The organism is Achromobacter sp. 01N37, from assembly GCF_056399725.1.
This window is the reverse complement of the sequence record NZ_JBFTRX010000019.1, coordinates 1-26,164: the sequence shown is the minus strand read 5'-3', so window position 1 is coordinate 26,164 and position 26,164 is coordinate 1. Positions and strand designations below refer to the sequence as shown.

The 26,164-nt window shown below is 63.7% G+C and carries 28 protein-coding genes; 13 read left to right on the top strand and 15 right to left on the bottom strand.

The window, feature by feature from the left end; all coding sequences use genetic code 11:
- Positions 1-13 precede the first annotated feature (13 nt).
- From AC1DSJ_RS26960 to AC1DSJ_RS26945, 4 genes are all read right to left on the bottom strand, one after another.
- On the bottom strand, positions 14-1,687 hold the full coding sequence (locus tag AC1DSJ_RS26960; RefSeq protein WP_441372160.1) for an ABC transporter ATP-binding protein: 1,674 nt from the start codon (positions 1,685-1,687) through the stop codon (positions 14-16).
- A gap of 158 nt (positions 1,688-1,845) precedes the next feature.
- Entirely contained in the window at positions 1,846-2,949 is a 1,104-nt protein-coding gene (locus tag AC1DSJ_RS26955) for a DUF748 domain-containing protein (RefSeq protein ID WP_441372159.1), read from the bottom strand.
- 202 nt (positions 2,950-3,151) lie between these two features.
- Positions 3,152-3,328: a hypothetical protein gene (locus AC1DSJ_RS26950; protein ID WP_175168944.1), complete on the bottom strand. Its 177-nt coding sequence runs from the start codon at positions 3,326-3,328 to the stop codon at positions 3,152-3,154.
- 350 nt (positions 3,329-3,678) lie between these two features.
- Complete coding sequence (locus AC1DSJ_RS26945) at positions 3,679-4,584, bottom strand: EAL domain-containing protein (protein WP_054422148.1); 906 nt, start codon at positions 4,582-4,584, stop codon at positions 3,679-3,681.
- A 305-nt stretch (positions 4,585-4,889) separates the two neighbouring features.
- Between AC1DSJ_RS26945 and AC1DSJ_RS26940 the strand changes: the two genes are divergently transcribed.
- Entirely contained in the window at positions 4,890-7,019 is a 2,130-nt protein-coding gene (locus tag AC1DSJ_RS26940) for an FUSC family protein (protein ID WP_476760419.1), read from the top strand.
- Positions 7,020-7,196: 177 nt separating this feature from the next.
- Positions 7,197-8,033 carry a universal stress protein gene (locus AC1DSJ_RS26935; protein ID WP_441372157.1) on the top strand — a complete coding sequence of 279 codons (837 nt, stop codon included), beginning with the start codon at positions 7,197-7,199 and terminating at the stop codon, positions 8,031-8,033.
- Positions 8,034-8,041: 8 nt separating this feature from the next.
- Here the strand turns inward: AC1DSJ_RS26935 and AC1DSJ_RS26930 are convergent, their stop codons facing one another.
- The 3 genes from AC1DSJ_RS26930 to AC1DSJ_RS26920 all read right to left on the bottom strand — a co-directional run bounded on the left by AC1DSJ_RS26930 (position 8,042) and on the right by AC1DSJ_RS26920 (position 9,622).
- Complete coding sequence (locus AC1DSJ_RS26930; RefSeq protein ID WP_441372156.1) at positions 8,042-8,998, bottom strand: 2-hydroxyacid dehydrogenase; 957 nt, start codon at positions 8,996-8,998, stop codon at positions 8,042-8,044.
- A 178-nt stretch (positions 8,999-9,176) separates the two neighbouring features.
- A complete protein-coding gene (locus tag AC1DSJ_RS26925; RefSeq protein WP_006222114.1) occupies positions 9,177-9,329 on the bottom strand; it encodes a DUF3309 domain-containing protein in 153 nt (50 codons plus the stop codon).
- 131 nt (positions 9,330-9,460) lie between these two features.
- On the bottom strand, positions 9,461-9,622 hold the full coding sequence (locus AC1DSJ_RS26920; protein WP_175168948.1) for a hypothetical protein: 162 nt from the start codon (positions 9,620-9,622) through the stop codon (positions 9,461-9,463).
- Between the two features lie 205 nt (positions 9,623-9,827).
- Between AC1DSJ_RS26920 and AC1DSJ_RS26915 the strand changes: the two genes are divergently transcribed.
- Positions 9,828-10,886, top strand: a complete 1,059-nt coding sequence (locus tag AC1DSJ_RS26915) for a DNA topoisomerase IB (RefSeq protein WP_441372155.1) — start codon at positions 9,828-9,830, stop codon at positions 10,884-10,886.
- On the opposite strand, the gene AC1DSJ_RS26910 is transcribed toward AC1DSJ_RS26915, so the two are convergent.
- Entirely contained in the window at positions 10,887-11,138 is a 252-nt protein-coding gene (locus AC1DSJ_RS26910) for a hypothetical protein (RefSeq protein WP_054422143.1), read from the bottom strand.
- A 148-nt stretch (positions 11,139-11,286) separates the two neighbouring features.
- Here AC1DSJ_RS26910 and AC1DSJ_RS26905 point away from each other — a divergent pair, with 148 nt between their 5' ends.
- On the top strand, positions 11,287-11,619 hold the full coding sequence (locus AC1DSJ_RS26905; protein ID WP_054422142.1) for a four-helix bundle copper-binding protein: 333 nt from the start codon (positions 11,287-11,289) through the stop codon (positions 11,617-11,619).
- Positions 11,620-11,695: 76 nt separating this feature from the next.
- Positions 11,696-12,037 (top strand): ElaB/YgaM/YqjD family protein, encoded by a 342-nt coding sequence (locus AC1DSJ_RS26900; RefSeq protein WP_054422141.1) that lies wholly within the window; start codon positions 11,696-11,698, stop codon positions 12,035-12,037.
- 72 nt (positions 12,038-12,109) lie between these two features.
- On the opposite strand, the gene AC1DSJ_RS26895 is transcribed toward AC1DSJ_RS26900, so the two are convergent.
- Positions 12,110-12,283, bottom strand: a complete 174-nt coding sequence (locus AC1DSJ_RS26895) for a CsbD family protein (protein ID WP_054422140.1) — start codon at positions 12,281-12,283, stop codon at positions 12,110-12,112.
- 164 nt (positions 12,284-12,447) lie between these two features.
- Here AC1DSJ_RS26895 and AC1DSJ_RS26890 point away from each other — a divergent pair, with 164 nt between their 5' ends.
- Positions 12,448-13,335, top strand: a complete 888-nt coding sequence (locus tag AC1DSJ_RS26890) for an SDR family oxidoreductase (RefSeq protein WP_441372154.1) — start codon at positions 12,448-12,450, stop codon at positions 13,333-13,335.
- Between the two features lie 29 nt (positions 13,336-13,364).
- Here the strand turns inward: AC1DSJ_RS26890 and AC1DSJ_RS26885 are convergent, their stop codons facing one another.
- Positions 13,365-13,955, bottom strand: a complete 591-nt coding sequence (locus tag AC1DSJ_RS26885; protein WP_054422139.1) for a hypothetical protein — start codon at positions 13,953-13,955, stop codon at positions 13,365-13,367.
- A 144-nt stretch (positions 13,956-14,099) separates the two neighbouring features.
- On the opposite strand from AC1DSJ_RS26885, the gene AC1DSJ_RS26880 reads away from it, so the two are divergent.
- A complete protein-coding gene (locus tag AC1DSJ_RS26880) occupies positions 14,100-14,378 on the top strand; it encodes a hypothetical protein (protein WP_054422138.1) in 279 nt (92 codons plus the stop codon).
- Positions 14,379-14,406: 28 nt separating this feature from the next.
- On the opposite strand, the gene AC1DSJ_RS26875 is transcribed toward AC1DSJ_RS26880, so the two are convergent.
- Positions 14,407-14,712, bottom strand: coding sequence for a hypothetical protein (locus AC1DSJ_RS26875; RefSeq protein ID WP_441372153.1), 306 nt, complete (start codon positions 14,710-14,712; stop codon positions 14,407-14,409).
- A gap of 141 nt (positions 14,713-14,853) precedes the next feature.
- On the opposite strand from AC1DSJ_RS26875, the gene AC1DSJ_RS26870 reads away from it, so the two are divergent.
- Positions 14,854-15,237 carry a hypothetical protein gene (locus AC1DSJ_RS26870; protein WP_054422137.1) on the top strand — a complete coding sequence of 128 codons (384 nt, stop codon included), beginning with the start codon at positions 14,854-14,856 and terminating at the stop codon, positions 15,235-15,237.
- 120 nt (positions 15,238-15,357) lie between these two features.
- Here the strand turns inward: AC1DSJ_RS26870 and AC1DSJ_RS26865 are convergent, their stop codons facing one another.
- Positions 15,358-16,743, bottom strand: a complete 1,386-nt coding sequence (locus AC1DSJ_RS26865) for a sigma-54-dependent transcriptional regulator (RefSeq protein ID WP_441372152.1) — start codon at positions 16,741-16,743, stop codon at positions 15,358-15,360.
- 262 nt (positions 16,744-17,005) lie between these two features.
- Here AC1DSJ_RS26865 and AC1DSJ_RS26860 point away from each other — a divergent pair, with 262 nt between their 5' ends.
- Positions 17,006-17,950, top strand: coding sequence for a sigma-54 interaction domain-containing protein (locus AC1DSJ_RS26860; protein ID WP_338077793.1), 945 nt, complete (start codon positions 17,006-17,008; stop codon positions 17,948-17,950).
- 104 nt (positions 17,951-18,054) lie between these two features.
- Positions 18,055-19,551 (top strand): RNA polymerase factor sigma-54, encoded by a 1,497-nt coding sequence (locus AC1DSJ_RS26855; RefSeq protein ID WP_054422135.1) that lies wholly within the window; start codon positions 18,055-18,057, stop codon positions 19,549-19,551.
- 130 nt (positions 19,552-19,681) lie between these two features.
- Here the strand turns inward: AC1DSJ_RS26855 and AC1DSJ_RS26850 are convergent, their stop codons facing one another.
- The 3 genes from AC1DSJ_RS26850 to AC1DSJ_RS26840 form a co-directional block, all read right to left on the bottom strand.
- On the bottom strand, positions 19,682-20,038 hold the full coding sequence (locus tag AC1DSJ_RS26850; RefSeq protein ID WP_175168951.1) for a superantigen-like protein SSL4: 357 nt from the start codon (positions 20,036-20,038) through the stop codon (positions 19,682-19,684).
- Between the two features lie 132 nt (positions 20,039-20,170).
- Positions 20,171-23,167 carry a GAF domain-containing protein gene (locus tag AC1DSJ_RS26845; protein WP_441372151.1) on the bottom strand — a complete coding sequence of 999 codons (2,997 nt, stop codon included), beginning with the start codon at positions 23,165-23,167 and terminating at the stop codon, positions 20,171-20,173.
- A gap of 72 nt (positions 23,168-23,239) precedes the next feature.
- On the bottom strand, positions 23,240-23,953 hold the full coding sequence (locus AC1DSJ_RS26840) for a DUF2325 domain-containing protein (RefSeq protein ID WP_346553326.1): 714 nt from the start codon (positions 23,951-23,953) through the stop codon (positions 23,240-23,242).
- Between the two features lie 294 nt (positions 23,954-24,247).
- Between AC1DSJ_RS26840 and AC1DSJ_RS26835 the strand changes: the two genes are divergently transcribed.
- The 3 genes from AC1DSJ_RS26835 to AC1DSJ_RS26825 all read left to right on the top strand — a co-directional run.
- Entirely contained in the window at positions 24,248-24,577 is a 330-nt protein-coding gene (locus AC1DSJ_RS26835; protein ID WP_346553325.1) for a flagellar transcriptional regulator FlhD, read from the top strand.
- A 291-nt stretch (positions 24,578-24,868) separates the two neighbouring features.
- Positions 24,869-25,387, top strand: a complete 519-nt coding sequence (locus AC1DSJ_RS26830) for an Hcp family type VI secretion system effector (RefSeq protein WP_054422131.1) — start codon at positions 24,869-24,871, stop codon at positions 25,385-25,387.
- Positions 25,388-25,497: 110 nt separating this feature from the next.
- Positions 25,498-26,164 (top strand): type VI secretion system Vgr family protein (locus AC1DSJ_RS26825; RefSeq protein WP_476760418.1); only part of this gene is annotated, 667 nt, incomplete at its 3' end.

Below are 26,164 nucleotides of genomic sequence, written 5' to 3'. Positions count from 1 at the left end.
TGGCAGCTCCGCCTCAGGCCGCCAGGCGCAGCGTGACTTCGGCCGGGTTCCACTTCTTGCCCGGCACCGCCGCCAGCAACGCTTGCGTGTAGGGGTGGGCGGGCTGGCGGAATACGTCGGCGCACGCGCCAGATTCCACCACGCGGCCGCTCTTCATGACCGCGATGTGGTCGCACACCTGCGCGGCCACGCGCAAGTCGTGCGTGATGAAGACGATGGACAAGCCCAACTGGTCGCGCAGCCGCGCCAGCAAGGCCAGCACCTGCGCTTGCACCGACACGTCCAGCGCCGAAACGGGCTCGTCCGCAATCAGCACGCGCGGCTGCATCGCCAGCGCGCGCGCCAGGCCCACTCGCTGCCGTTGCCCCCCGGAGAATTCGTGCGGGTAACGACGGATGGCGTCCGCCGACAATCCCACCAGTTCAAATAATTCGGCGACGCGCGCCATGGCTTCGCGCCGTGGCGTGCCGTGCACCATCGGGCCTTGCGCCACGATTTCGCCCACGCGCTGACGCGGGTTCAATGACCCATACGGGTCCTGGAACACCATCTGCACGCGCCGTGCATGGTCTCGATGGGCGCTTCCACCCTTGAACACCAACGGTTTGCCCGCCAGCGTGATGGCGCCCGCATCGGGCGGCACCAGACCGAGCAAGGTCCGCGCCAGCGTGGATTTTCCAGACCCGCTTTCCCCCACGATGCCTAACGTGCCGCCTTCGCGCAGCGTGATGGACACGCCGTCGACCGCATGCGTTACTCGGCCCGCACGGCCCAGCCAGCCGCGCTTGCGGTAGGTCTTGGACAGCGCGTCGGTACTGAGAATGACCGGCGCATCGTCGAAGCTGCCTGCTCTTGCCGCAGCCGGCTCCAAGGGCGGCACGGCAGCGATCAGCGCACAGGTGTACGGGTGGCGCGGGTGCTCCAGCACTTGTTCGGCCGTGCCGCTTTCCACCAGCACACCGCGCTGCATCACGGCCACCCGGTCAGCGATCTCGGCCACGACACCAAAGTCATGCGTGATGAACAGCACCGCCGTGCCTTTGCGGCGTTGCAGGTCGTGGATCAAATGCAGAATCTGCGCCTGCGTGGTCACGTCGAGCGCGGTGGTGGGCTCGTCCGCAATCAGCAATGCGGGTTCCAGCGCCAGCGCCATCGCGATCATGGCGCGTTGGCGTTGTCCGCCCGACAATTCATGCGGGTACGCCTCCAGCGCCTGCGCCGGTTCGGGCAGCCGCACCGACTCCAGCAGGGCCAGCGTCCGCTCGCGGATGTCGGCGCGGCCCAGGCGGGTATGCGTACGAAACACCTCGGCAATCTGGTCGCCAATGGTGCGCAGCGGGTTCAACGCCGTCATCGGTTCTTGGAAGATCATGCCAATGCCCTGGCCGCGCAAACGCCGCATGGCCTCAGCCGGCAGGCGCAGCAGATCTTGTTCGCCCTGCCACAAAATCTGGCCGGCGCTCGCGCGCACGTCCTGCGGCAGCAGGCCAAGAATGGCGCCCGCGGTCAGCGATTTCCCCGATCCGCTTTCCCCCACCACGCAAAGGATTTCGCCGGAATTGATCGTCAGGGATACGTCTTTCAACGCATGTTGGCGGTCGGCGCCCGGCGGCAGGTCTACCGTCAGGTTCTTGATCTGCAGCAAGGGGCGCGATGACGACGGGGGCAGCTGGGACGGGGTGCGCATGAGACGGCTCGGCAGTTCGGATAAGACAAGCTGCCGATGATAGGTCTGCGCCCCAGCGCCGGGAAATGCCGATTCCTCATTTGCTCATGCGGCCCGCGCGGCATCGCTTGCATCTGCCGCTTGCGCCTGCTGCTCACGCCTGCTGCTCGCGCCGCACTTCAGGGGCTGAGCATGTCTGATATGGCGTCGCCCAATTCCTTGACCGCGCCGCTCACCCCTTCCGCCGCGCCTTCCGCGCCGATACCGATCGCACGCCCGAAGCCCCGCGCCACTTGCGCCGCGAAGCCGCGCGTCACCGAGAACTTGGGGTTGTCCAGGCTGCCGCGCAATGCGAACTCGAAGCGCAGCACGCCAGACTTGTCTTTCATGGCGGCCAACACCGCTTTGCGCGGCAACGAAAACAGCGAGCCATCACCACTGAACTGCAAACCGCGCAAGGCCACCGTGCCTGCGGCGCGCAACTCTTGTTTGGCGATCTTGGTGGTCATGTCCAGATCCATGGTGCCGCCCGTCAGCGTGCCGGCGCCGTTTGCCGACAAGTACGGCGCGGCATGGCGGATATCCATATTGCGCACGGCCACCTTCATATCGGCGTCCGTGCTGCCCACGGCCAGCCAGCCCTGCGCATGGACCGTGGATTCGCCGTTGCGGTTGTCTTCGACGATCCCATTGAATTCAAAGTCGCTTTGCGTGCCATCGCCCGGGATCGCGACGGGGCTCAATCGGGCCTGTACATTTTTAAAGGGGATGCGATGCGGGGGCTTGGCGACCGCGGCGTCCAGATAATCCAGGCGGCCGTCGCGCAGGATGAGCTCGCCCATGTGGATCGGCATGGGCCGCCGCGATTTACCATCGCCGCCGTCGCCCGAGTGCAGCGCGGTTTGCAAGGCGGGAGCAATCTGCATGTCGCCGTCCGCGCCACGTATCACCGAAAAATCGAACCCTTCCACCACCACCGACTTGAACACGGTTTCATGCCGCAAAAAGGCGGACCACTCCGGCTCCAGCACGACGCGCTTTGCGCGCACCGCAGTCTGATTGGCCGAGCCGGGCACGTTGACGTCCGTCAGCACGACTTGGCGAAATCCCACCTGGATGTCAGCGACCTGGCCGCGCGGCCCGAGCATGCCCGCAATACGCTGCTCGACGATGCGGGTTGCCGCGAACGCCAGCACGGCAGCCAGCGCTATCAGCACAAGCAGCACCCCCATCGTGGTGCCCAAGGCGGATCGCTGGCGTGGCGCAACGGCGTTCGTGCTCATAGAGTTCCTGGATGGATTGGGGTGGACAGGTGCAAGGTCAACAGCGCATCGTCAGAGATCGCGCGGCAAGTTTCAATGGCCAAAAAGGATGATGGCAGCTAAGCCGTCCCCAATGCAAACGGCCCCGTCCGCGCTTGCTGGCACGGACGGGGCCGCCGGGATACGCGCTGCCGGTATGCGGACTCAAGGCGCGATCAAGATGCTAGCGTTGGGTCTTGTTTTGCTGGCCCGGATTTTGGCCCGCTTGCCCTTGACCCTTGTCGGCGGTCTGGCCGGCTTGACCGGGCTGCTGACCCGGCTGGTTGCGGTCCTTGGGATTTTCCTGGGCCTGTTGCTTTTGGGGCTGCTTTTGCTGGTCCGGCTGATTCTGGTTGGACATTACAAGTCTCCTAGTAGGCGGAAAGGACTCCCGCGCTATCAGGGGTAGCAACTGACGTGCCCAAGCGCCGGTTAGGGGTGGAAAAGGATGCAGGTTCTGAGCGGCCCCGTTTCTTCGGGGTGAGCGGCGTGCCGGCGCCGGTAAGAATTACCGCCCCGCCCGCCAGCGCTGCCCATTACGGGGTGGCAGCGCCCTTATGGGGTGGCAGCGCCCATATGGGATAAAGATGCCCTCATTGCGTGACGACGCCTTCAAGGGATAAAGATGCCCTTATTGCGTGACGACGCCCTTAGTGCGTGTAAAGACGCCCTTATTGCGTGACGACGCCCTTAGTGCGTGTAAAGACGCCCTTATTGCGTGACGACGCCCTTCGGAATGACCGGTTCGGCTTCGCTGCCGTCAAAGGCCTCGAGCCAGGACGAGGCGTAACTGGCCGGCGCTGACAAGGGCTCGACGCCGTCGCGTTGGCTGCGCAGGCGCAGCATCAACGCGTCCAGCGGCATCGGGCGGCCTAGTGCATAGCCTTGGCCGTAACGGCAGCCCGCAGCGCGCAAGGCAGGCACGTCGGCCACATTTTCCACGCCTTCGGCGACGACGCGCCAGCCCATGCGGGTAGCCAGTTCGGCCGCCGAGCGCAAGACTTCGAACGCCACGGCGCTGCGCCGCATGCGGGTGACGAAATATTGGTCGATCTTCACTTCAGACAACGGAATGGCCGACAGCAGCTTGAGCGATGCGTGGCCCGTGCCAAAGTCGTCCAGGCTGACCTCGCAGCCCGCCTCTTCCAGCTTCAACAGCGAGGCGCGCAGCACATCCAGTTCTTTGATGGGTTCGTCTTCGGTCAGTTCGATACGCACCAAAGACGCGGGCAGCTCGGCCGCGCGTATGCGGTCAAGCAAAAAATTCACGGCGTTTTCATCTGACAAGGTGGTGGCGGGCGCATTGACGGCAATCGGCACCGCCACGCCGGCGCGGCGCATCGTCAACAGCATGTCGATGACTCGCAGGCAAACCCGTTCGAACAAATGCCGGTCCAGGCCCATGCGATTGATGGCGGGGATGAATTCAGCAGGCATGACCAGCCCCAAGCGGGGATGCTGCCATCGCGCCAGTGCTTCCGCCGACACGATCTTGCCGGTCAGCAAATCCATCTGCGGCTGCAACAGCACCCGCAATCCCTCTTTACCTGCCACCATGGCCGCGATTTCGTCATCGCTGACCACCGAGCTCGTGGAAGCCTCGTGATTCGGCGTCATGTCTACGCTCCTCGCGCGCCTCTGATAAATGGCCTGCGCTGTCCGGGCGCAGATAGAGGCACATTGGGACATGAGTATTCACTTCGGGCTTACCGCAAGCGCGCCGACGAAAAATTCGGCGCGCTGAACCGCTAGTGTTTTTTATGCCATTTTGCGCAATTGTTCCAGCCAATTTTGCACAAATGATGTCGTAAGGTCACATGGATGTAACCATACGTTATGCCGACGTCCACGCGCACGCCTTGTCGACATGGTAGGGTTTGCGTCTTTCGGCCTTCGGGCCTAATTGCTGCTTCAAGATCAGCGTGACGAATCTGCTTTCCCGTTGGCGCGCATCGCTGCGCAATGTCCTGTGGCTGGACGCCCTGCAAGCCGCCGCCATCAGCGCGGCCCCTGTCATTCTTGCCGTGCTGGCGCACGAGCCGCGCCTGGGCTGGACCGCCATCGCGGCGTTCTGGGCCTGCTTCGGCGACCCCGGCGGCCCGCTGCGGCAACGTGCCGGCTCCATGCTGGCGTTGGGGCTGATTGGCGCCCTCTTCTGTTTTCTGGCCAGCGCCAGCGCCGGGCATTTATGGCTGCTGTTGCCGCTGACGTTCATCTGCTGCACGTTTGGCGGGCTGCTGCGCGTGCTGGGACCGGCGGCCGCCATTGTCGGCACGCTGCTGTCAGCCGGCTTCGTCGTCGCCGCCGAGTTACCCGCGCCGACACTCACTGAAAGCCTGTCCTACACGCTGTTCTTCCTGGCCGGCGCCGTCTGGGCCATTTTGATGACGGCGCTGGTCTGGCGCCGCCGCCCCTGGAAGGACGCCACCCATGCCGTTGCGCATTGCTATCGTGGCCTGGCCGATTTTGCCGACGCGCTGGCGCGCATGTATTCAGGCTTGACGCCCGCCGCCGGGCCGCAAGCCTGGACGGCCGTCACCAAGCCCCAACGCAGCGCCCAGCGCGCGGCCTTGGAAGCCGCCCGCGTTCGCATCCGCGAAGTGCAAGACACCCGCCCGTCGCGGCGCGCCCGCGCCCACCAGCTGATGTATTTACTGGACAGCGCCGAAGACAGCTTCATCGCCCTGGTTGCGGCGGCGGACCTGCTGGAATCCAATGCGCCGCGCTGGCTGGGCCGCAGCGCCGGCGCGCACCTGTCCCATGCGCTGCACCGCTACGCCAGCGTCTGCAACGCCATCGCCAGCACGTCGGACGTCAGCGACGCCAAGCAGGCCGAGTGCCTGCGCGAACGGCTGGCCCATTACAGCGCGGGCCTGCACGACTTGCGCGGCGGCGCCATGGCGTATGCGCCCGATCTGGCCACCGTGGTGCCGGTGCTGGACCGCCTGCTGCACACCGCGCAATCCGTGATGCAGGCCCTGTTCGACCAGGGCGACGCCCCTGCCGCGCCCGCGCAAGGCCCCGCCGTGAGCAGCCGCGCGCGCCAGGCCTGGCGCACGTTGCGCCAAAACCTGGGCGTCGAGTCCGACGCGTTCCGCCACGCGTTGCGGGTGGGCATCGGCGCGACCATCGCCGTGGCCTTGTCCAAGACGTTCGCCGTCAACCATGGCTATTGGATGTCGTTGACGCTGGTGTTCATCCTGCAACCGTACTTCGCCACCACCTGGCAGCGCACCGTCGAACGCGTGATCGGCAGCGTGGCCGGCGCCATTGGCGCGTCGCTGCTGGGCCTGTTGCTAAGCACACCGTTGTCGGTTGCGCTGGCTGTACTGCCCATTGCCTTGGGCACATTCGCCGCCCGCACGATTCACTACGCGCTGTTCACATTCTTTCTGACGTCGCAGTTCGTGCTGGTCAGCCATATTCAGCAGCCGGATATCTATGAACCCATGCTGGCTGCGCTGCGCGCGTTCAACAGCGTACTGGGCGGCATCCTGGCCTTGCTGGTGGGCTTTCTGGTGTGGCCGGAAAAAGAACCCCGCCAACTGGCAGGCGCCCTGACCCGCGCACTGGAACGCCACGCCGCCTACGCCTTGGCGCTGATCCGGCAGAAAAGCGGCGAGCCGGATGCGCTAGGCGAGCCGGACATCGTCGGCTTGCGCCGCCTGGCCTGCCTATCTGCCGACAATGCCGAGGCCTCGTTGCAGCGCTTGCAGCAAAACCCTGTGCACCGCGACCGCAACGTGGACACGGCCGTGAATTTGCTGAATGCCATGCGGCGGATCACCGCGGCAGGCACCGTACTGGAAATCCAGCCAGCGCTTCCCGCGCAAGCACCGACTGCGGACGCGCTACGCGAATACGGTCTGGTGCTGGCGCATGCGCTGCATCCGCAGGACGGCGCCCAGGATGTGCCGCCGCGCCAACTGGCGGTGCCGCCCGCGATTGCGGCGGCCGACCCGGCGCTGGCCGGGCCGCTGGACCGCATCGCGCAGCAGGCGCGCCAGGTTCGACAACTGCGGGACCGCGTCGAAAAGGAACCGGCCCGATAGCCAGACCTTCAGCCGGCCCCAGCGATATATTGACCCGGCCCCGGCCATATCTTGACCCGGCTCCGGCCATCTCTTGACCCGGCCCCGGCAATATCAAGACGGCTTGATACGCATCAATAGCGGCCTTCACGGAAAGCGCAACCATGCAGATATGGAACGCTTAATAAGGAGGCCGCCATGTATCGCCGCATTTCCGTCCATCTGGACCACGGATTCGATTGCACCCGCCGCACGGCATTGGCGCTGTCACTCGCCAAGCGCCACAAGGCCGAGCTCGTTGGCATCTACGCCAGCGCCGCACCGCCACAGTATTACTACGGCGAATCCGTGCTGATGTCGCGCACGCTGAGCGTGATGAAGGAAATCCAGGCGCAAAATCGGGGCGCGGTTCAGAACGCGTTCCTGGAAGCGGCCGCCGCCGCCGATGTGCCGGCTGTGGTGCGCGCCGGAGAGGCCTCCCCCAGCGCCAGCGTGGCCCTCTACGCCCGCACGAGCGACCTGGTCATCGTCAGCCAGTTCAACCCGGACGACGTGGAAGCCGCGCACGAAACCGAATTTGTCGAACAGATGTTGTTGACCGCGGGCCGCCCCGTGCTGGTGCTGCCTTCCAGCGGGAATTTTTCCGCCGTGGGCGAGCGCGTGCTGGTGTGCTGGGACGGCAGCCGTGAAGCCGCCCGCGCGCTGGCCGACGCCGCGCCCGCGTTACGTCTGGCGTCGCGTCTGGTGGTGCTGACCATGGACGAAGGCGGCGCCTCGTCAAAAGGCGAAGCCGTACCGTTCGAAGACCTGGCCACCTACTGCGTCGCCCAGGGCATGCCGGCGCCCGACCACGTGCGCCGCGATATCAAGGGCGTTGGCGTGGGCAGCACCATCCTGAACGCTGCTGCCGACCATAGCGCCGACCTGATCGTCATGGGCGCCTATGGTCACAGCAAGTTCCGCGAATGGGCGATGGGCGGGGCCACCGCCTCTATCCTTAAGAGCATGACCGTACCGATCATGTTCTCGCACTAAGCCCGCGATCAGGCGGCTTCGGCGTGCGCGTCCAACACGGGCGTCAGCACGGCTTGGCCGCTGAAATGCGCCGTGGCGTTTTGCAGGAACAACGTCACGGTGGCTTCGACCGCTTCGGGCGAACGGCCGGCGCTGTGCGGCGTCAGCACCACGTTCGTCAACGCCTTGAGCGCATCGGGAATGGTGGGTTCGCCGTCAACCACGTCCAGCCCCGCGCCCGCAATGCGGCCGTTGGCCAACGCGGCGATCAATGCGTCGGTATCCACGACGCTGCCGCGCGCAATGTTCACCAAGTAGCCCTGGGGGCCCAACGCATCCAGCACATCGGCATTCACCAGATGACGCGTACCCGCGCCGCCGGGCGTCGCCACCACCAGGAAGTCTGACGCCGCAGCAAGATCGCGCGCGTTATCGAAATAGGTGTAGCCGGATTCCGGGCGAGCGCGCCGGTTGTAATAGCCAACGCTCATGCCAAAGCCATTGGCGCCGCGCTTGGCAATTTCCAGGCCGATGGTGCCCAGGCCCAAAATGCCCAGCCGTTTGCCGGTGACTTGCGGCCCCATGAACCCGCTCCAGTGGCCTTGACGCACCCAGGCGTCGGCTTGGGGCAGATGGCGCGCAGCGCCCAGCAGCAACGCCATGGCGTGGTCGGCCACCGACACCGCATTGGCCCCGGGGCCGTTGGTGACAATAATGCCGCGCGCGGCGGCGGCGGCCAGATCAATATTCTCGTAGCCCACGCCAAGCGAACAGATCAGTTCAAGCTTGGGCAGCGCCGCCATCTCGTCGGCGCGAAAACCTGTGGCGCCGCGGGTCAACACCACGCGGATATCGTCCGCATGTTGCGCGATTGCGTCCGCGCGAGCCTGGGCGGTGGGAGCGTACACGGCTTGAAAGCCGCGGGCTTCAATGGCGGGCAGATAGTCATGCACGCTGTCGATCAAAATCAATAAGGGAATGGTCATGTTGGCGTAACGGGGTGAGCGAAGGTCGGTATCAAGGCGGGGAAATCTTACGCCTCGTCCCGCCCCTTCGCTACCCGGTACCGCCACCCGCCGTCCAGCGAGCGACCATTCCCGGTAAACCAAGTTGTCTGACCCGGCTTGCCGCGTGGCAAGCCGCCGTCAGTCAACCGTCAGGCGCTTATATTCGCCCCATCAGCAGCATCACGATCAGCACGATCACGACGATGCCGAGCAAGCCGCTGGGGTAATAGCCCCAGCCCTTGCTGTGCGGCCAAGCGGGCACGGCGCCGATAAGCAGCAGGATCAGAATGATCAGCAGGATGGTCGACATGATGACTCCTCGTCTTGTTTGATTCGATCTTGGTTATTCGATCTTAGTGATTCGATCTTGGTGATACGAATTTACGGACTTCGATCTTGTTGATTCGTTTTATTCAAGGGCGAGATCCAGCATCACTGGCATCAACGCTTGGGCGGATCAATTTCCCTGATTGGGGGAGACAGCGGCGGCAGGTCCACCTCCGGCTCATCCGTATCCGGTTCCACCGGCAAATCACCCGGCGGCGATCCGGGCGGAATCGGGTCGGGTTTGGGCGGCACATGTAGTTGCATTGAGTCTTGCATGGCACTCTCCTTAAAGGGCTTCGGGTCTTTGTCTTGCTGCCCGACCCTTCAGCAAGCGCCGTGCCCAAGCCCCGCCGCCCTGCGGGAAAGCGTTGGATGGCACGCCGCTTGCTAGGACTTGCTAAGCGCCAGAGCCTGGTCAGCCGTCCAAGCAGCCGCTCATTACAGCCACCCCGTGCAGCCGCCCAACGCAGCCGGAGAACGAATGGATACCCGCATATCGCCCGCCGAACCGGCCCTTTGCGCCGCCGTCGAACCTCCGCTGGTTTATGTAGACGACTCGCAGCCCGGCTACCGGCGCGTTCGTGTCAACGGCAGCACGTTCCACTACGTGGATGCGCAGGGCAAGCGGGTTAAGGATGCCGCCGAAATTGCCCGCATCCATGCCCTGGTCATTCCGCCCGCCTACGAAGATGTGTGGATCTGCGCCCTTCCCCATGGCCATCTGCAAGCGACTGGGCGCGATGCCCGCGGACGCAAGCAATACCGGTATCACCCCGCCTGGGCCACGATGCGCGATGCGGGCAAATATCAGAATCTGCTGGCCTTCAGTTTGGCGCTGCCGCGCATTCGCCGCCAGGTCGCCCGGGATATGCAGGCGCCGGGGTTGGCGCAAGAGAAAGTGATTGCCACCTTGGTGCGCTTGCTGGAAACCACGCTGATCCGCATCGGCGCGCGGGAATACGCGCGCGAGAACAAATCGTATGGCCTGACAACGTTGACGCGGCGGCACACCACCGTAGCCGGCAGCCAGTTCCGGTTTCGATTTCAAGGCAAGAGCGGCGTGCCGCATGACGTGACAGTCAGAGACCGCCGCGTGGCGCGCATCATCAAGCGCTGCCTGGAAATTCCGGGGCAGCAGCTATTCCAATACCTGGATGAAGATGGCGGCAAACATCCGGTGGATTCGGGGGCCGTCAATGCGTACCTGCGTGCGGCGGGCGACGGCGATTTCACCGCCAAGCACTATCGCACCTGGGCCGGTTCCGTGTTGGCGTACGCCGCGCTGCAAGCCCGGCCATTTGAGAACGACGCGCAGGCCAAGCAGACGGTCGTAGACGTGATCAAGGACGTGTCCAAGCGTTTGGCCAACACGCCTGCGGTATGCCGGGCATGCTATGTCCACCCCGCCGTGCTGGACGCCTATCTGGCCGGCGCCTTGCCCGCCAAGGCGCGTGCGCCAGCCGGGCCACGCGGACTGGATGCCAGCGAGCGGCGGCTGTTGGCCTTTCTTCAGAAGCTGCCGCCCGCCGCCCCGGCCTGATCAGAACAAGGATGAGCGCGCGTTCTTCGCGCGCGGCTGCGGCGCGGCCCCATCGGCCCAGTTCGACTCGGTCTGGTTATCCACCACCGCTCGCTTGTCGCGCGCCGCTTCGTCGGGTGTCGAGGCGTCTGGTTTAACCGGTTGATTTGGCACGTCGACGGGCCCCTGCGGGGGCAGTATCTTAGCGTTGTCCTGCACAGGCGCCGCCTGCTTGGCGGAAGCAGCGGGTTTCGAATCGGATCGGGATGTCATGGGGGTCTCCTGCCTGGTTTCGAGCTTTCATCCTACGGCCTACTGCCTCGTCAAAGCACTGGCACCCACTTCAAATTGCAAGCGGATGTGGCCGGGCAACCTCGCACACGCCTTGGCCGGCCACCCTGGGCACTCACAAGGAGATGCAATGCGAGACCCAAACTTCGAGCAATGTGTGCAAGCCTGCTACGAATGCGCGGTGGCATGTGACCAGTGTGCCGCGACCAGCCTGGAGATCAACGCGGCTCGCATGAAGCGCTGCATCAGCCTGGCGATTGATTGCGCCAGCGTGTGCCGCTTGTGCGCCGCCATGCTGGCGCGTGACGGAGAATTTTCTACCGCGCTATGTACTTTGTGCGCCTTGGTCTGCGATGCCTGCGCCCGCGCATGCGCCCCGCACCAGGACATGGAGCATTGCCAGATTTGCGCCGGGGCATGCCTGGCGTGCACGCTGGCTTGCCAAGACATGCTCGAGGCTTGACGCCTCGGCACGCCACGCGGCCGCACGGGCCGGATCGCGCTGGCGGATATTGCGCCCGACTGCCAGGAGCTTTCAGATGGCCTCTACGAACACCCCTCTGCCTTCCGATTTCCCCGAGAATGGCCCGGATAATCGTGGGTTGCGCAGGCGCGCACGCCATCCGGAAAGTTGGATCGATGAAATTGAAGCGACCTTGCGTGATGCCGATCCCGGCGATCTTGATGCGCTGAAGGCGCGCCTGGCCGATCAGTTAGCGGCCACGCGAAGTAGCCTGCGCGAGGCCTCTGAAAATGCCGGCGATCTGATGCGCGAAACCATCGACTGCACCGAGGAATACATCCACGCTCGCCCCTGGCAAGCCGTCGGGCTTGTCGCGGGCGCAGCATTCCTGTTCGGCGTGATTGTCGGACGTCAGTAAGCCCGCCCTCGCACATTCGCCAAAAAAAAGCCGGGGCATTCCCCGGCTTTTTTCGTACTGGCCAAGTGCGTCTTACGACTTTTCGACCTTGTCCTTGGCATCGCCGTAAGCGGCCTGCGTCTTGCCGGCCACCTTTTGCGCCGTCCCCTTCAATTCGGTGGACGTGCTGCCGGTCGCTTTGCCAGCGACTTCTTTCGCCTTGCCAACGGCCTCATTGACTCTGCCCTTCACCTGGTCCTTGTTCATGGCTTTCTCACTTTTCATCGCGTTGATAGGTTAGTGGCGCTGTCGCCAGCACCTGCCCCTCTACAGCAAGCGGCGTGCCCAAACCGCCCAAGCGGGAACAGGGATTGCTCACGCCCCAGGGCAGCGCGCCCAGAGCGCCAACCCCAATCATCAGGAGCCATGCCATGAGCAAGCCGAAAAACGCCGGTACGGGCGCCCGCCCGCACCCCACGCCACCCATGCCCGACCAGCACCTGAGCAAACCCGGCAACGAGGCCGACATGGAACTGAAGCCTCAGTACCAGGCGCCCGGCTATCACGGCAGCGGCAAGCTGCAAGACATGGCGGCCATCATCACGGGCGGTGACTCGGGAATCGGCCGCGCCGTGGCCGTTTTATTCGCGCGCGAAGGCGCCGACGTGGCGGTCGTGTACCTGAACGAACATGAAGACGCCGAAGACACCCGCCAAGCCGTTGAAGCCGAGGGCCGGCGCTGCGTGCTGATCGCGGGCGACGTGCAAGACTCATCTTTCTGCAACGACGCCGTGGCGCAAGCGGTCAAGGCGTTCGGCAAGCTTGATGTTCTGGTCAACAACGCGGCCTATCAACAACACACTGACACGCTGGCCGAGATCAGCGACGACAAGTGGGACAAGACGCTGCGCACCAATATCACCGGCTATTTCTATATGGCGCGCGCCGCGCTGCCGCATTTGAAAGCCGGCGCGGCAATCGTCAATACGGGATCGGTGACGGGCTTGCGCGGCAGCGCCAAACTACTGGACTACTCGTCAACCAAAGGGGCGATACACGCCTTCACCCGTTCGCTTGCCGCCAATCTGGCCGAGCGCGGCGTCCGCGTGAACGCGGTAGCGCCAGGCCCCGTCTGGACGCCATTGAATCCGGCGGATCAAAGCCCCGAGAAGATCAAGGAATTCGGCAAGCACACCGATCTGGGCCGGCCGGCGCAGCCGGAAGAAATCTCGCCGGCTTACGTCTTCCTGGCCTCGCCCGTGTGCGCCAGCTACATCACGGGCATCGTCCTGCCCATCACCGGCAGCGCGGGCGACTGAAGCGGATCAGGCCGCGGGGCGCCCCGCGATCAAGGCAGCGTGGACGCCTCCTCAACCGGGTGCGGCGGCTTGAGCGGATCAAAGTCTTCCCACTTGCCGCCCTGCCAGCGGCCTTGTGCGCGCTCGATGTCGCGGCCGCCGGATTCCCGAAGCACTCGCCGCGCCAACGCATCCTGGCCCGGGGCCACGTGCAGGGCCAGCATCACGCCAGCCGGCCTTACCGCCGGGTGCACCTCTTGCGCGCGCGGTGTGTTGGCCGCCTTGCGCTTGTTCCGTCCGATGATCCAAAGCGCGCCCGCCAACGCACCCAGGTAGGCCCCGACGCCCGCCGCCGCGATCACGACAAAGATCGACGCGGCCACACGCGCCGCGATCAAGCCGCCTGCCAAGGCGAACACCAGCCCCAGCACCGACGCGCCCGCGACGGCACCCAGGTGCCCGCCCTTTGAATCCGGGTCTGCCAGCCGGTCACCGCCCAAGGGGTAGCGGCCATGCTCACCCGCCGAATTGATATAGAAGGTGTGCACATCGTCTTCGGTGAAGCCTTCCGCGAAGAGCTTCTGTGCGGCCACCGTGGCCTGGTCGAAGGTTTGAAATCGTGCAGCGACGATTAGTGACATGGCGATCTCCCGTTTTGTCCTGCGGTTTGCTTTGCCAAGGCCAGCAATTGCCATACCCGCCTTAAAGCGGCACGACGATTGCTGTGTAGGTGCAAGCACGGGCGTCCTGCCCAGGCTTCTGCCTTCACCTTCCCGGAGACCGCCATGTCACGCACCCCACCCCCCGATTTCCCTGAACTGGACCCAAGCGGGCGCCCGGATCTAGGCCCCAGCGATTCGTCTGATTCCGCCAGCGACCTACCTCCCGGGATGGCCCACACGGACAGCGATTCCCAGGCCACGGGCGATCGCGAAAGCGTAGACCCCAATCTGCGCGACGACGATGGCCGCGATATCGCACCCGACCGCGTCACAGGCGAAGACGAAGCTGGCGTTTCCCATTCACCGCCCAACCCGGTGCGCAATGGCGGAACGGCTGATTGAAAAAAACCGGGCAAGGCGCCCGGTTTTTTTACTTCCCCTCGGGCCGCTTGCCCGGGTACTGCCCGCCTTCCTCGTACTCCGGTCCCTGCTGGTTGGGTTGTTTGTCCGCGTGGCGCTTGCTCGCCGGCGGCGCTTTGCCAAACCCGGGCTTGTCCGCGCCGAACTGGCCGCTGCGATGCGCGGTGTCGGTGTCATCGGTAGGTGTGTTGGCCTGGGGTTTTGCCGGATCGTTGGCCGGGTCGTTGGCCGGGTTTTTGGCCGGGTTTTTGGCAGGGTTTCTGGCCTGGCCGTTGGCCGAGTCATTCACTTGATCACTGCGCGAGTGCGGTTCCATCTCTTTCTCCATATGGCGTCATGCGCAGGCTGTGGCGCAAGTGCCGTGCCTGCGCCGTGCCTGGCCCCGCGCGGGAACGGCGCTTGCTAAGGGGTGGTTGAGGTCCAGCCTAACCCGGACCCATATCCAAAGGAGTCAGTCATGAATCTGTCCAGAACCGTTTGCCCCGCCATCGCTCTCTGCCTGTCCGCCGTGGCGTTCCAAGCGTCCGCGCAAACCACGCAAGGCGGTTCTCCGCCCGTTCGCACGAACGATCAGATCGACAATCAATACAAGATGGACAAAAAGGCGTGCGACGGTATGAAGGGCAATCAAAAGGACGTTTGCCAGCAGCAGGCCGAAGCCAATCGCGACAAGGCGAAGGCCGATGCCAAGGCGGGCAAGGAAAAGGCCGAAGCCAACCATGACGCAGCCAAAGTCAAGAACGACGCCGATTACAAGGTGGGCAAGGAAAAATGCGACGCCATGTCGGGTAACGCCAAAGACGCGTGTATGGCTGACCTGAAGACGCGCCACGGCAAGTAAGGCGGGTCGAGGCGGCGGCGCGATGCTTGCCGCCTCAGTTCAGCAAGGCCCTATGTGGATTCCGGGGGCCTCAGCCGAGAAAGGCCCTATACGGAATTGCGGGGCCTCTTCCGAAAGACCTTATGCGGAATTCCGGGAATTGCGCGCGCCGCCGGCGTCTTCACCTGGCAGCGCATACCCGGCCGCCGCATATTCTTCCAGGCGGTTATAGAGCGTCTTCGGACTGATGCCCAGCATCAACGCCGCCTGCTTCTTCACGCCATTGCAGCGTTCAAGCGTGGCCAGGATCAAGCGCCGGTCTGCTTCAGCCAGCGTTTCGCCCACGGGCACACTGACCTGCGCAGCGTCCGCGTCGCCGCCCGGCGACACATGCGGCGCCAGCATATCCACGTCCAGCAAATCACCGTCGGCCAGAATGAAGGCGCGGCGCACGAAGTTCTTCAACTCGCGCACGTTACCCGGCCATTCGTATTGCTTGAGCACCTCGTCGGCCTGCGGTGAAAACGCTTTGTTCTTGCCCGATTCCTGGTTTTGGGCCTGCAAAAAGCGCCGCGCCAGGAACAGGATGTCGTCACCGCGCTCGCGCAGCGCGGGCAATTGAATGGGGAACACGCTAAGCCGGTAGTACAAATCTTCGCGCAGCTTGCCTTCCTGCACCGCCTGCTCGGGGTTGCGATTGGTGGCGGCGATGATCCGGATGTCGCAGCTGATTTCGCGGTTGGTTCCCACCCGCATGAACCGCCCGGTCTCCAGCACGCGCAGCAGCTTCACCTGCAAGTCCAACGGCATTTCGGTGACTTCGTCCAGGAACAAGGTGCCGCCATCGGCGCGTTCGAAATAGCCCTTGTGCTGACGATCGGCGCCGGTAAAGCTGCCCCGTTCGTGCCCAAACATCTCGCTTTCGATCAGGTTCGGAGAGATCGCGCCGCAGTTCACCGCAATGAACGGGCGTTGGCGCCGCGTGCTCAGTTCATGAATGGCATGGGCGGCCAGTTCCTTGCCCGTACCGCTTTCGCCGATCAGCAAGGTCGTGACATTGGTGGGGGCCACGCGCCCCAGTTGCCGGTACAGCTCCAGCATGCGCTCAGACTGGCCGAACAGCTTGCCAAAGCGTCCCGGCTCTTCAAACGGCATACCGGGCAAATCCCCGCCGGCATTGGTGACGACGCGGGTCAGGATTTCATTGAGCCGTTCCATGCAGATGGGCTTGACCAGGAAATCGCTGGCGCCCAGGCGCAACGCCTGCACCGCGTAGTCGACCGAGCCGTGCCCCGTCATCACAACGACTTCGGCACTGGCGATCGCCACGTTGTTGAAAATGTCCATGCCATTGCCGCCCGGCAGACGGACATCGGTCAGGACCAGATCCGGCGCTTGGCGCTCGAGCTGAATCAGCGCGTCTTTGACGCTGCCCGCGACCGCAACCGAAAACCCGCTATCGCGGCCCATCTCGGCCAGTGTTTCCCGAATCGCATCATCGTCGTCGACGATTAGCAGGTGTGGCATAGCTTCTCCGTATTGCCCTGCGCGGCGCGACATGTGCGCGCGCGTTTGCATGAGATTGAGAATAGTCACTCTGACGGCGAGAAGCGTAAATTTTCGATACCGTCCACTAAAGTTTTCGAATACTTGCAACTGGTCGCAATCGGCGCAGCACCGCCCTACTACCATGGAAATATCGCGAGCAGGCCCGGCGGGCCGAGGTATCAGCATGGTAAATCGCACCACCACCGGGCGCGAGGATGCGGTTGCGTCCCCCCCGACCCTTATGGACGTGACGGGGCTGTCGCCCGTCATGCAAAAACTAGGGGCCCAGTTGCAACTGGCCGCCTCAACCGACGCCAGCGTGTTCATCGTTGGAGAAAGTGGCGCGGGCAAGGAAATTGTTGCGCGCGCGATTCACGACGCCAGCGAACGGCGCGACCAGCCCTTCGTGGCGGTCAACTGCGGCGCTATCAGCGGCACGCTTGCCCATGCCGAACTTTTCGGCCATGAGAAAGGCAGCTTTACCGGCGCGGTGTCGCAGAATGCAGGCTATTTCGAATACGCCAGCGGCGGCACCCTCTTCCTGGATGAAGTCACCGAAATGCCGCCCGACATGCAGGTGCATTTCCTGCGCGTGCTGGAAGCCGGCACCTATCAACGCGTCGGCGGCTCGGACTTGCTGCGCGCGAACGTGCGCATCATCTGCGCCAGCAATCGCGATCCGGGCGTCTCGGTGGCTGAAGGCCGGCTACGGCAAGATTTCCTGCATCGGCTGCTGGTCGTGCCGCTGCGCGTGCCACCGTTGCGCGAGCGCGGCGACGATGCATTGATTCTGGCGCACCGGTTCCTGGATACCCTGAATACGCAGCACCGCACGGAAAAGACGTTTTCCAAAGCCATGCTGGACGCCATTGCGCAGCACGACTGGCCGGGTAACGTCCGCGAATTGCGCAACGTCGTGCAGCGCGCCTACATCTTGTCGGACGCGCAACTGGATACCCCACTACTCACCCGCGCAACCGCGCACTCGCAAGCCGAAGTTCGCGATGGCGCGTTGAACTTCCCGGTAGGCATGCCGCTGGGCCGCGCGCAACGCGCATTCATCCTGGCGACATTGGCGCATCACGATGGCGACAAGCGCTTGGCGGCCGACACCTTGGGCGTCAGCCTGAAGACCTTGTACAACCGCCTGGACGTGTACGAAAAAGAAGGCGCAGCCGGGCACTGAGCAGTTCTTACCGCCCGCTTGTAATACGGTGGCGCAAGCCGGCGGTGCGCACCTTGCTTTCCGCCCGGCAACGCAGTTGGCACAGTTCTTGCATGAGTACCAGGATGCGCCGCCCTTTGGCGGCTTCCATTCAGGAGACTCGTTTGGGCCACCCTACGCAAGAATTGCGCCTGCGCCAGCAAATGACGCTGGCGCCCCGCTTGCAGCAGTCCGTCAAGCTGCTGCAAATGTCAGCGCTGGAGTTCACGACTGCGGTGGAACACGCGCTTGCCACCAACCCGTTTCTTGAGGATATCGACGAGCTCGATAACGACCAGCCGTCCATCGGCGCGGTTCCCTTGAGTAGCGTCCATGGTGGCGGCGAAACGGAACACGTTGCGGAACCGGCCAGCCCGGCCACGGCCGAGGCCGATGACACGCCACCCGACGCGCCCGCCTATTCCGGCGACTATCCCACGCAATCTGCCAGCGGCGGCGACACCAAGGACATGGGCCAATGGGTCAGCGCGTCCGTGTCGATGCGCGAACGTCTGTCGGCGGATTTGGGTAACTATCATCTGCAGCCGCGCGACCGCTTGCTTGCCGAATTCATCATTGATGCGTTAGACGACGACGGCTATCTGCGCGCGCCGCTCACCAGCCTGTGCAGCACAGAGCATCCCGAGTTCAGCCCCCCGCCCGACGAAGGCGAATGGCTGGCGGCGCTGCGTCTGGTGCAACAGCTGGATGCCCCGGGCCTGGCCGCGCGCGATCTGGCGGAATGCCTGTCGCTGCAATTGGCGACCGTTCGCGCCGTTGACGCGTCGATCCGCGATCTGGCCTTGCGTATCGTGAATGAGCATCTGGACCGCCTGGGCAAGAATGACTGCGTCGGCCTGCGCCGCGTGCTCGGGTGTTCCGACGACGAGGTGCGCGACGCCTGCGCATTGATCCGCAGTCTGAACCCCAAACCGGGTTCGCGCTACAGCGTGGACGAGCCCGTCTATGTGGTGCCTGATGTGTTCGTGGATAAATGGCAAGGCCGTTGGCGCGTGCTGCCCAACCGCAACGCCATGCCGCATGCGCGGCTGCACCGCACCTATGCCGACCTGTTCCGCCGCGCGCGGCTGGATGACCGCAGCCCCATGGCGCAGGAATTGCAGGAAGCGCGTTGGCTGGTGCGCAATGTCGAACAGCGCTACACCACGATCCAACGCGTGGCCGAGGCCATCGTCAAACGTCAGCAGACCTTTTTTGAATACGGCGAGGTGGCGCTGCGCCCGCTGATGTTGCGCGAAGTGGCCGACGATTTGAACATGCACGAATCCACGGTCTCGCGCGCCACAGTCGGCAAGTACATGGTGACGCCCCGTGGCGTCTTCGAGTTTCGCCACTTCTTCTCGCGCGAGCTGGCGACTGAATCCGGCGGCTCTTGTTCCGCTGCCGCCGTGCGTGCGCTGATCAAGGAAATGGTGGAAGCGGAAGACCCGTCCATGCCCTTGTCAGACGTGGCGCTGACGCAGCAATTGGCGGCAAGCGGCATTCTGTTGGCTCGCCGGACGGTATCGAAGTATCGCGGCCAGTTGCGCGTGCCGCCTGCGGAGTTGCGCCGGCAGCACTAGCAATGCGTCACGGTGGGCCGTGAACGATGAACGGTCAATGGTCTGGCTGCAAATCATCAGGCTGGTCAGGCCGCCAATCATCACGCCAAAAAAAGGCTTCCCGAAGGAAGCCTTTTTCGTGGCGGGCTACTTACTTCGAGCCGCCCGAGTTCGGGTATCCCGGAGGGGGTGCCGCACCGGCCGCAGGCGTGCGCGGCACGTTATCGTTCGCTTCGCGCGGGCGCTTCGGCGTTTCTTCCGAATGCTTCTTACCCGACGACATCGTGCCACTGTGCTGCGTGCTGGGCGGCGTGGTGCCGGTGGACGGCGTCGCGTTGGGTGCGGGCGCCATCTGCCCCGGCGGCAGCGCACGATTCGGCTGCGCGGCGGACGCATCGTTCGGCGTGGAAGACGGCGTGGTCGGCGCGGCGGATTGGGCCAACACCGTGCCGGCGGACGTCAGGCCGGCCATCAGTACAAAAGCGCAAGTCAGGGCACGAGATTTCATGGTCAGGCTCCTAGGTTGGAATGCACTTTCCATTAAGCAAGCCCCGTTCCCGGCCCTGCCGCCGGGCGTTCCGCCCCAGGAAACTGGCAGAGCAGCGTGAACAGGTATTTTTTACCTGCCTTTGCAACGCCGTCACCCCGCAGCGCCATCACCCTCGTTGGAATCCAGCATCCGCTGCACCCTTTCACCCAGCACGTCCAGCGAAAATGGCTTCACGATCAGTTCAAGTCCGCGTTCCAGGAAGCCGCCATCGCGGGCCGCGCTTTCTGCGTAGCCTGTCATCAACAGAACCTTCAGGCCAGGGTGCGCCGCCCGCGCGGCATCGGCCAATTGCCGGCCGTTCAGCGCAGGCAACCCGACATCGGTGACAAGCAAATCAATGTCGGCCGTGCCCAGCACCAGTTCAAGTCCTGCTTCGCCGTCTGAGGCCGTCAGCACTTGCATGCCCAGCTCGGCCAGGCACTCGTGCACCATCTCGCGCACGTTGTCGTCATCTTCCACCACCACCACCAGCGACTGCCGCCCCACGCCTGCGGTTTGCGGCGTGGACGGTTCAGACAACTGTGCGGCATCCGGCGCGCCGTCGAACCTGGGCAAAAGCAGCCTGACCGTAGTGCCTTGGCCCACCGCGCTTTCCAGCGTGGCCATGCCGCCGGCCTGCTTGGCAAAGCCGTAGATCATTGACAAGCCCAGGCCCGTGCCCTCGCCCAGCGGCTTGGTGGTGAAGAAGGGGTCGAAGGCGTGGGCCAGCACGTCTGGCGGCATCCCGCAGCCAACGTCGGTGACCGACACCTCGACGAAGTCGCCCGGTTTCACGCCGGGATAAGGGCGCAACGCCACCCCATCCAAGGGTTTGTTCAATGCCGATACCGTCAGCGCGCCACCGTTGGGCATGGCGTCGCAGGCGTTGATGACCAGATTCAGCACCGCATTTTCAAATTGGTTCCTGTCACAACGCACCGTCCAAAGCGTGGGTTCCAAATTGAATAGCAGGCGCACGCTTTCGCCGGTGTAGCGATGGAAAAGATCCGCCATGGATTGCAGCGTCGAGGCCACGCTGAACGGCTTCGGGTCGATGGGTTGGCGGCGCGAAAACGTCAACAGCCGCTGCGTCAGATGCGCGGCGCGGTTCGCCGAATCCATGGCGACATTGATGAATCGTTGCGCCTGCTCCGGCGTGCCAGCGGCCAGCTTGCGCTGGATCAGGTACAGGGCGCCCGTGATGCCCTGAAGCATGTTGTTGAAGTCATGCGCGATACCGCCCGTCAAGCGGCCCACCGCTTCCATCTTTTGCGATTGACGCAGCGCCTGTTCGGTTTCGCGCAGGGTCTCGGCCTGCACTTTCAAATCGGTATCGTCCCGGCCGGTCATGTACAAGCTGTCTTGCGACCACGACATGCTCCACGTAATCCACCGGTAGCTGCCATCGCGTTTCAGCAACCGGTTTTCCATGTGCCTGACGGCTTGGGCCGGGTTACCCCGCGAGGCTTGCGCAATGGCGTTGCGCGTGGCGGCCTGATCATCGGGGTGGATCACTTCGGCCAAGCCCATAGACAGGAACTGTTCCGGCGTCCAGCCAAGAATCGGGCGCACAGCCGGGTTGACGCTGACAAAGCGCTCGGTGCCATCGACGACGGCAAGCAGCTCAGGAGACAAGCGCCAGATCCGATCTCGTTCGGCGATGGCATTTTCCACGCGCTGCTCAAGCATGCGCGCATACTGCGAACGCTCGACGGCGTCGCACAGCCGCTCGGACACCTCTTCAATGAACGCAATGTCACCGGCCTTGAGCCGGCTGTTGACCAGCGGGCGAACCAGCAGCGCGCCACCCTGCCGGCCCCATCGGCGCATCGGCACCACGATCGCAGACGGGCGGACTTCCCCGCCCGGCTCCGCCACCAGCGGTTGCAGATACGCCGTGCGCCCCTTGCGGAGCGCCTCGGTAAAATCGCTGCCCAATTTTTCGGGCGCCAGGGCTTGCTGCCCCGCCAAGTCCGCTTCCGAACGCCAAGAGGTGGACACGGTGGCCGGCTCGGCGTCGCCCGACCAGTCCAGCACGGCGACCATGCCCAGCGCCAGATGCTGGCCCAGGCCCTCGCAGGCGGCCTGTTCGATCTCTTCCTGAAAATGCAGTTCGCGCATGCGGTCGCCCAGCGCCAGCAGGAAATTCTTGCGATGCTGCCCTTCCCACAGCTCGGTCTCGGCCGCCTTGCGCGCGGTAACGTCCAGGAACAGAGCCATCATGCGATCGGGCCCATCCTTGCGCGCACGCGCTTCGTACCACGACTCTTTCGGCGCGGGCACGGCAAATTCAAACTGCGTCGGCTCGCCCGTTTCAACGACCTGCGCGAAGGCGTCCATGATCTGTCCGGGCACACCGGGAATCATCTCGCGCAAGGTGTGGCCCAGCGTGTCGCCCTCTTTCATACCGGTCTGCCGTTCGAAGGCGGGGTTCACCTCTAGAAAACGAAAGTCCACAATGCGGCCGTCTTCATCGCGCAGGGCCTCGCTAAGAAAAAACGCTTCCTGCATGCCATCAAACATGGCCCGCCAGCGTTCCCCGCTGCTGCGTAACGCCTCTTCCGTCAGATGGCGCTCGATGGCCAGCGCCGCGCTGCGGGTCACCAGCGCAATCGCGTCGATGTCGTAGGCCGAGGGTGAGCGCACCGCGCTGTAGTAGTTCGAGAACACGCCCAACAAGCGGCCGTCCGGCGCTTTGATCGGGGTGGACCAGCAGGCCCGCAATCCATGCGCCAAGGCCAAGTCACGCCAGCGCGCCCAATCGGGGTGCGATGCGATGTCGTCCACATAAACGGGGCTGCCGGTGTAAGCGGCCGTGCCCCAGGATGCGATATTTGGCCCGATGGGCGTGCGTTGCACCGCTTCGCTGAACTCCGCCGGCAGGCTGGGCGCGGCGCCATGAAGCAGGAACGTTCCGGTTTCATCGATCAGGGCGATGGCGGCGCGCAGTTCAACGCTGGACTGGGCCTCAATGGCATTCAACACATGTTCAAGCACGTGCGCCAGCGGCATGCCGGCGGCAATGCGCTGCAACATGATGCGCTCATCTTCCAGACGTGCAAGCGTGTCCGTCCAGGGAAGCGCCACGCGGTCCCGCTTTTTCAACATGTCTGCCCCTTTGCCAACGCCTACTGTATTGCGGGGGGACGCCATGATGCGGAAACGCAAGGTAACGCGACGCTACCGTTCCTGCTCGGCTTCCAGACGCAAGGCGTTCAGGGCTTCCGGCTTGTCCACCAGCACGCATTGCTTGCCGGTGCGCGTGCAATGGTCTTTGACGCGCCAGTAAGCGCCATGGCTGACGCATCCCGTCTGGCAGATGACCAGATCGGCCTGGACAAGGCTGGCTTCCAGGGTGGCGCCGTCCAGATCATCGCCACCACTATGGCCAAGGTAGCGGCCCCCTGCCATTTCAACGACCTTGCGCGTCAGCATCAACGCCATCGCATCTTCGCCTACGCAGAGTACGGATTTTTCGCGTAACGCCACCGCCGCCACCGTGGCCCCCGACGCGCGGGCGGCCGGGGTGTCCGCAAGGGTCGTCGTGGGCTTGACGCGCGCCTGGCTGATCCAGTCCTGCCATGCGAGCCGTTCGCGCATCAGCGTCTGAACACGTTCCACCAGTTGGGCCACGCGGCGCGACAACGCGACGCGTTTGGGCAAGCCGGGAATCGACGCTTCCAACGCGGCACGGTCAGCGCGCGACCACGCCAACGCGGTGTCCCTGACGATAAGCGCCGCGCGCAAGCGCATTGTTTCCGCTTCCAGGTGCACGATTCGAGCCGCCTGCGCGCTCAGCAGCTGGCTGCAATGCGCCTGCGCGTGGCCATATGCGGCAAGCAGCGCGGCATGCTCGCGTTGCAACGTCTGGCTGTCTTGGAAAGAGGATGTCATCGCGCGCCTTGGGTTGAAACGAGAAACCGCGCGCCGTCATTCTTCGGCGCGCGCCACTTGGCATGCGCCGAATTATAAATGAGAATGCGTCGTTTTTAGAATATGTAGATATGCCGGCGCGCCGTACAGGGAAATCCATTACTGACGCGTCAGAGTCGCTTAAATATGATCGACAAACCATATCGGCACGCAAGCCCGTCTCGGGTTTGAAATAGACGTTCTCCTGAGGACGCCACGCGCCATTCCGCCTTGGCCGCGGCCATGTTGTGGAATCAACGAAGTCTGGGGTGCCCGATGCCGAGATCCACCGAACTTCTGCGCGATATCCACGAAACCAATCTGATGTACCTGCTGCTATTGCAGCGCTTGGCGCGCTCGGGTGAGGCCGGCGCTATGGCGGGGGTGCCGCTGTCGCCTGAGGCCTGTCTGTGGCTGGCGGCGTTGCAGCCCGAGGCGCTGGTGAAGCTGGCGCAGAACAGCGTGTTGCTGGCGCAACTGAATCTGGCGCCGCATCTGCTTCTGACGGCGCTTAGCCAGGGCATTGACACCACATTGACCGCACGCGCTCGTACCGAATTGCCCGACGGGCAACCTACCCCGGCGGCTTCCCTGGGCCAGATTTGACTCGGTCGGGCCAGTTTTGGCCCGCCCCAAGTTATTGATTCATAAGCGCTTATTTTTATTCGGGTCAAATGTGGCCTGATTTTCGGCTGAAAACCCGCTATTCGCGGGTTTTTTTGCGATTTCGTTTTTTCGTAATCGTCCTAAACCCCTTTCAACCCATTGATTTCATTGTTATTTTTTTGACTCCACAGCACCTGGCACGGATGTTGCGTATGTCCTCGTAGCGCCTCCTTCGGGAAGCATCCCGGCCTTGAACGGCCATTCATTACTACGACGACAACGGAGTCTGTCATGCCTACCCCCGCCTACATCAGCATTTCCGGCAAAACCCAAGGCAACCTCACCGAAGGCGCCTTCACCGCTGATTCGGTCGGCAACGTCTATGTAGAAGGTCACGAGGACCAAATCCTGGTCCAGGAAATCGAGCACCGCGTCAACACCCCGACCGACCCGCAAAGTGGTCAGCCGTCGGGCCAGCGCGTGCACAAGCCCTTCACGTTTACCAGCGCGTTGAACAAGGCCACGCCGCTGCTGTATCAAGCCCTGGCCTCCGGCGAAATGCTGCCCGAAGTGGAAGTGAAGTGGTACCGCACTTCTATCGACGGCAAGCAGGAGCACTTCTTCACCACCGCCCTGGAAGACGCCACGATCGTGGACATCACCAGCGTGCTCCCGCACGCGCAAGACCCCAGCAAGGCGGAATTCACGCAACTGATCAAGGTAGCCATGGCCTACCGCAAGATCACGTGGACGCATGAGATCGCCGGCACGGAAGCCTCGGACGACTGGCGCAAACCGCTGGAAAGCTAAGGCATGCCGCCGCGGCTGCGAATGGGCGCAGCCGCGGTTTTTCATGCGGCGCTCCTGCCTGTTGATCTGCACAGTTCTTCCGCACACTTCGTTCGTCCTGAGAGGCCTTGATGCCCCGCCAATCCGATTTGCGCTTCACCTTCACGCCCTCTAGCCGCGGTCTGGATTTCGACGTCATCGAATTCACGCTGGACGAGGCGCTGTCCGAGACCTATCGGCTGGAATTGGACCTATCCAGCTTCAACCCCGCCATCGACTTCGGCGCCATGCTGGATGAGCCCGCGTTGTTCACGATTTGGCGCGGCGATCAGGCGGTGCGCCATGTGCATGGCATCGTGACGGCCTTTCAACAAGGCGACACCGGTTTTCGGCGCACTCGCTATCGCGCCGTGGTCGAGCCATCACTTGCGCGCGCGGCATTGTGTTCGGACTGGCGCGTGTTTCAGCAGCTGTCCGTGCCAGAGATTTTGGCTGATGTATTGAAGCGCCACGGCATCACCGACTACGAACAGGTCACCACGAACGAGCACTTGCCCCGCGAATATTGTGTGCAGGCGGGTGAGGCCGATCTGGCATTTCTGAACCGGCTGGCCGCCGAAGAAGGCTACTTCCATCGCTACGAACATACCGAGAAAAGCCATCGGCTGATTCACGGCGACCGCATCTACATCCACGGCGAAATCGCCGGCGGCCCGGTCGTATACGTGCCGCTTGCAGGCGGCGACCCGGCTCAGCCCGCGCTGCATCGTTTCACCTATACCGAGCAGCTGCGCACCG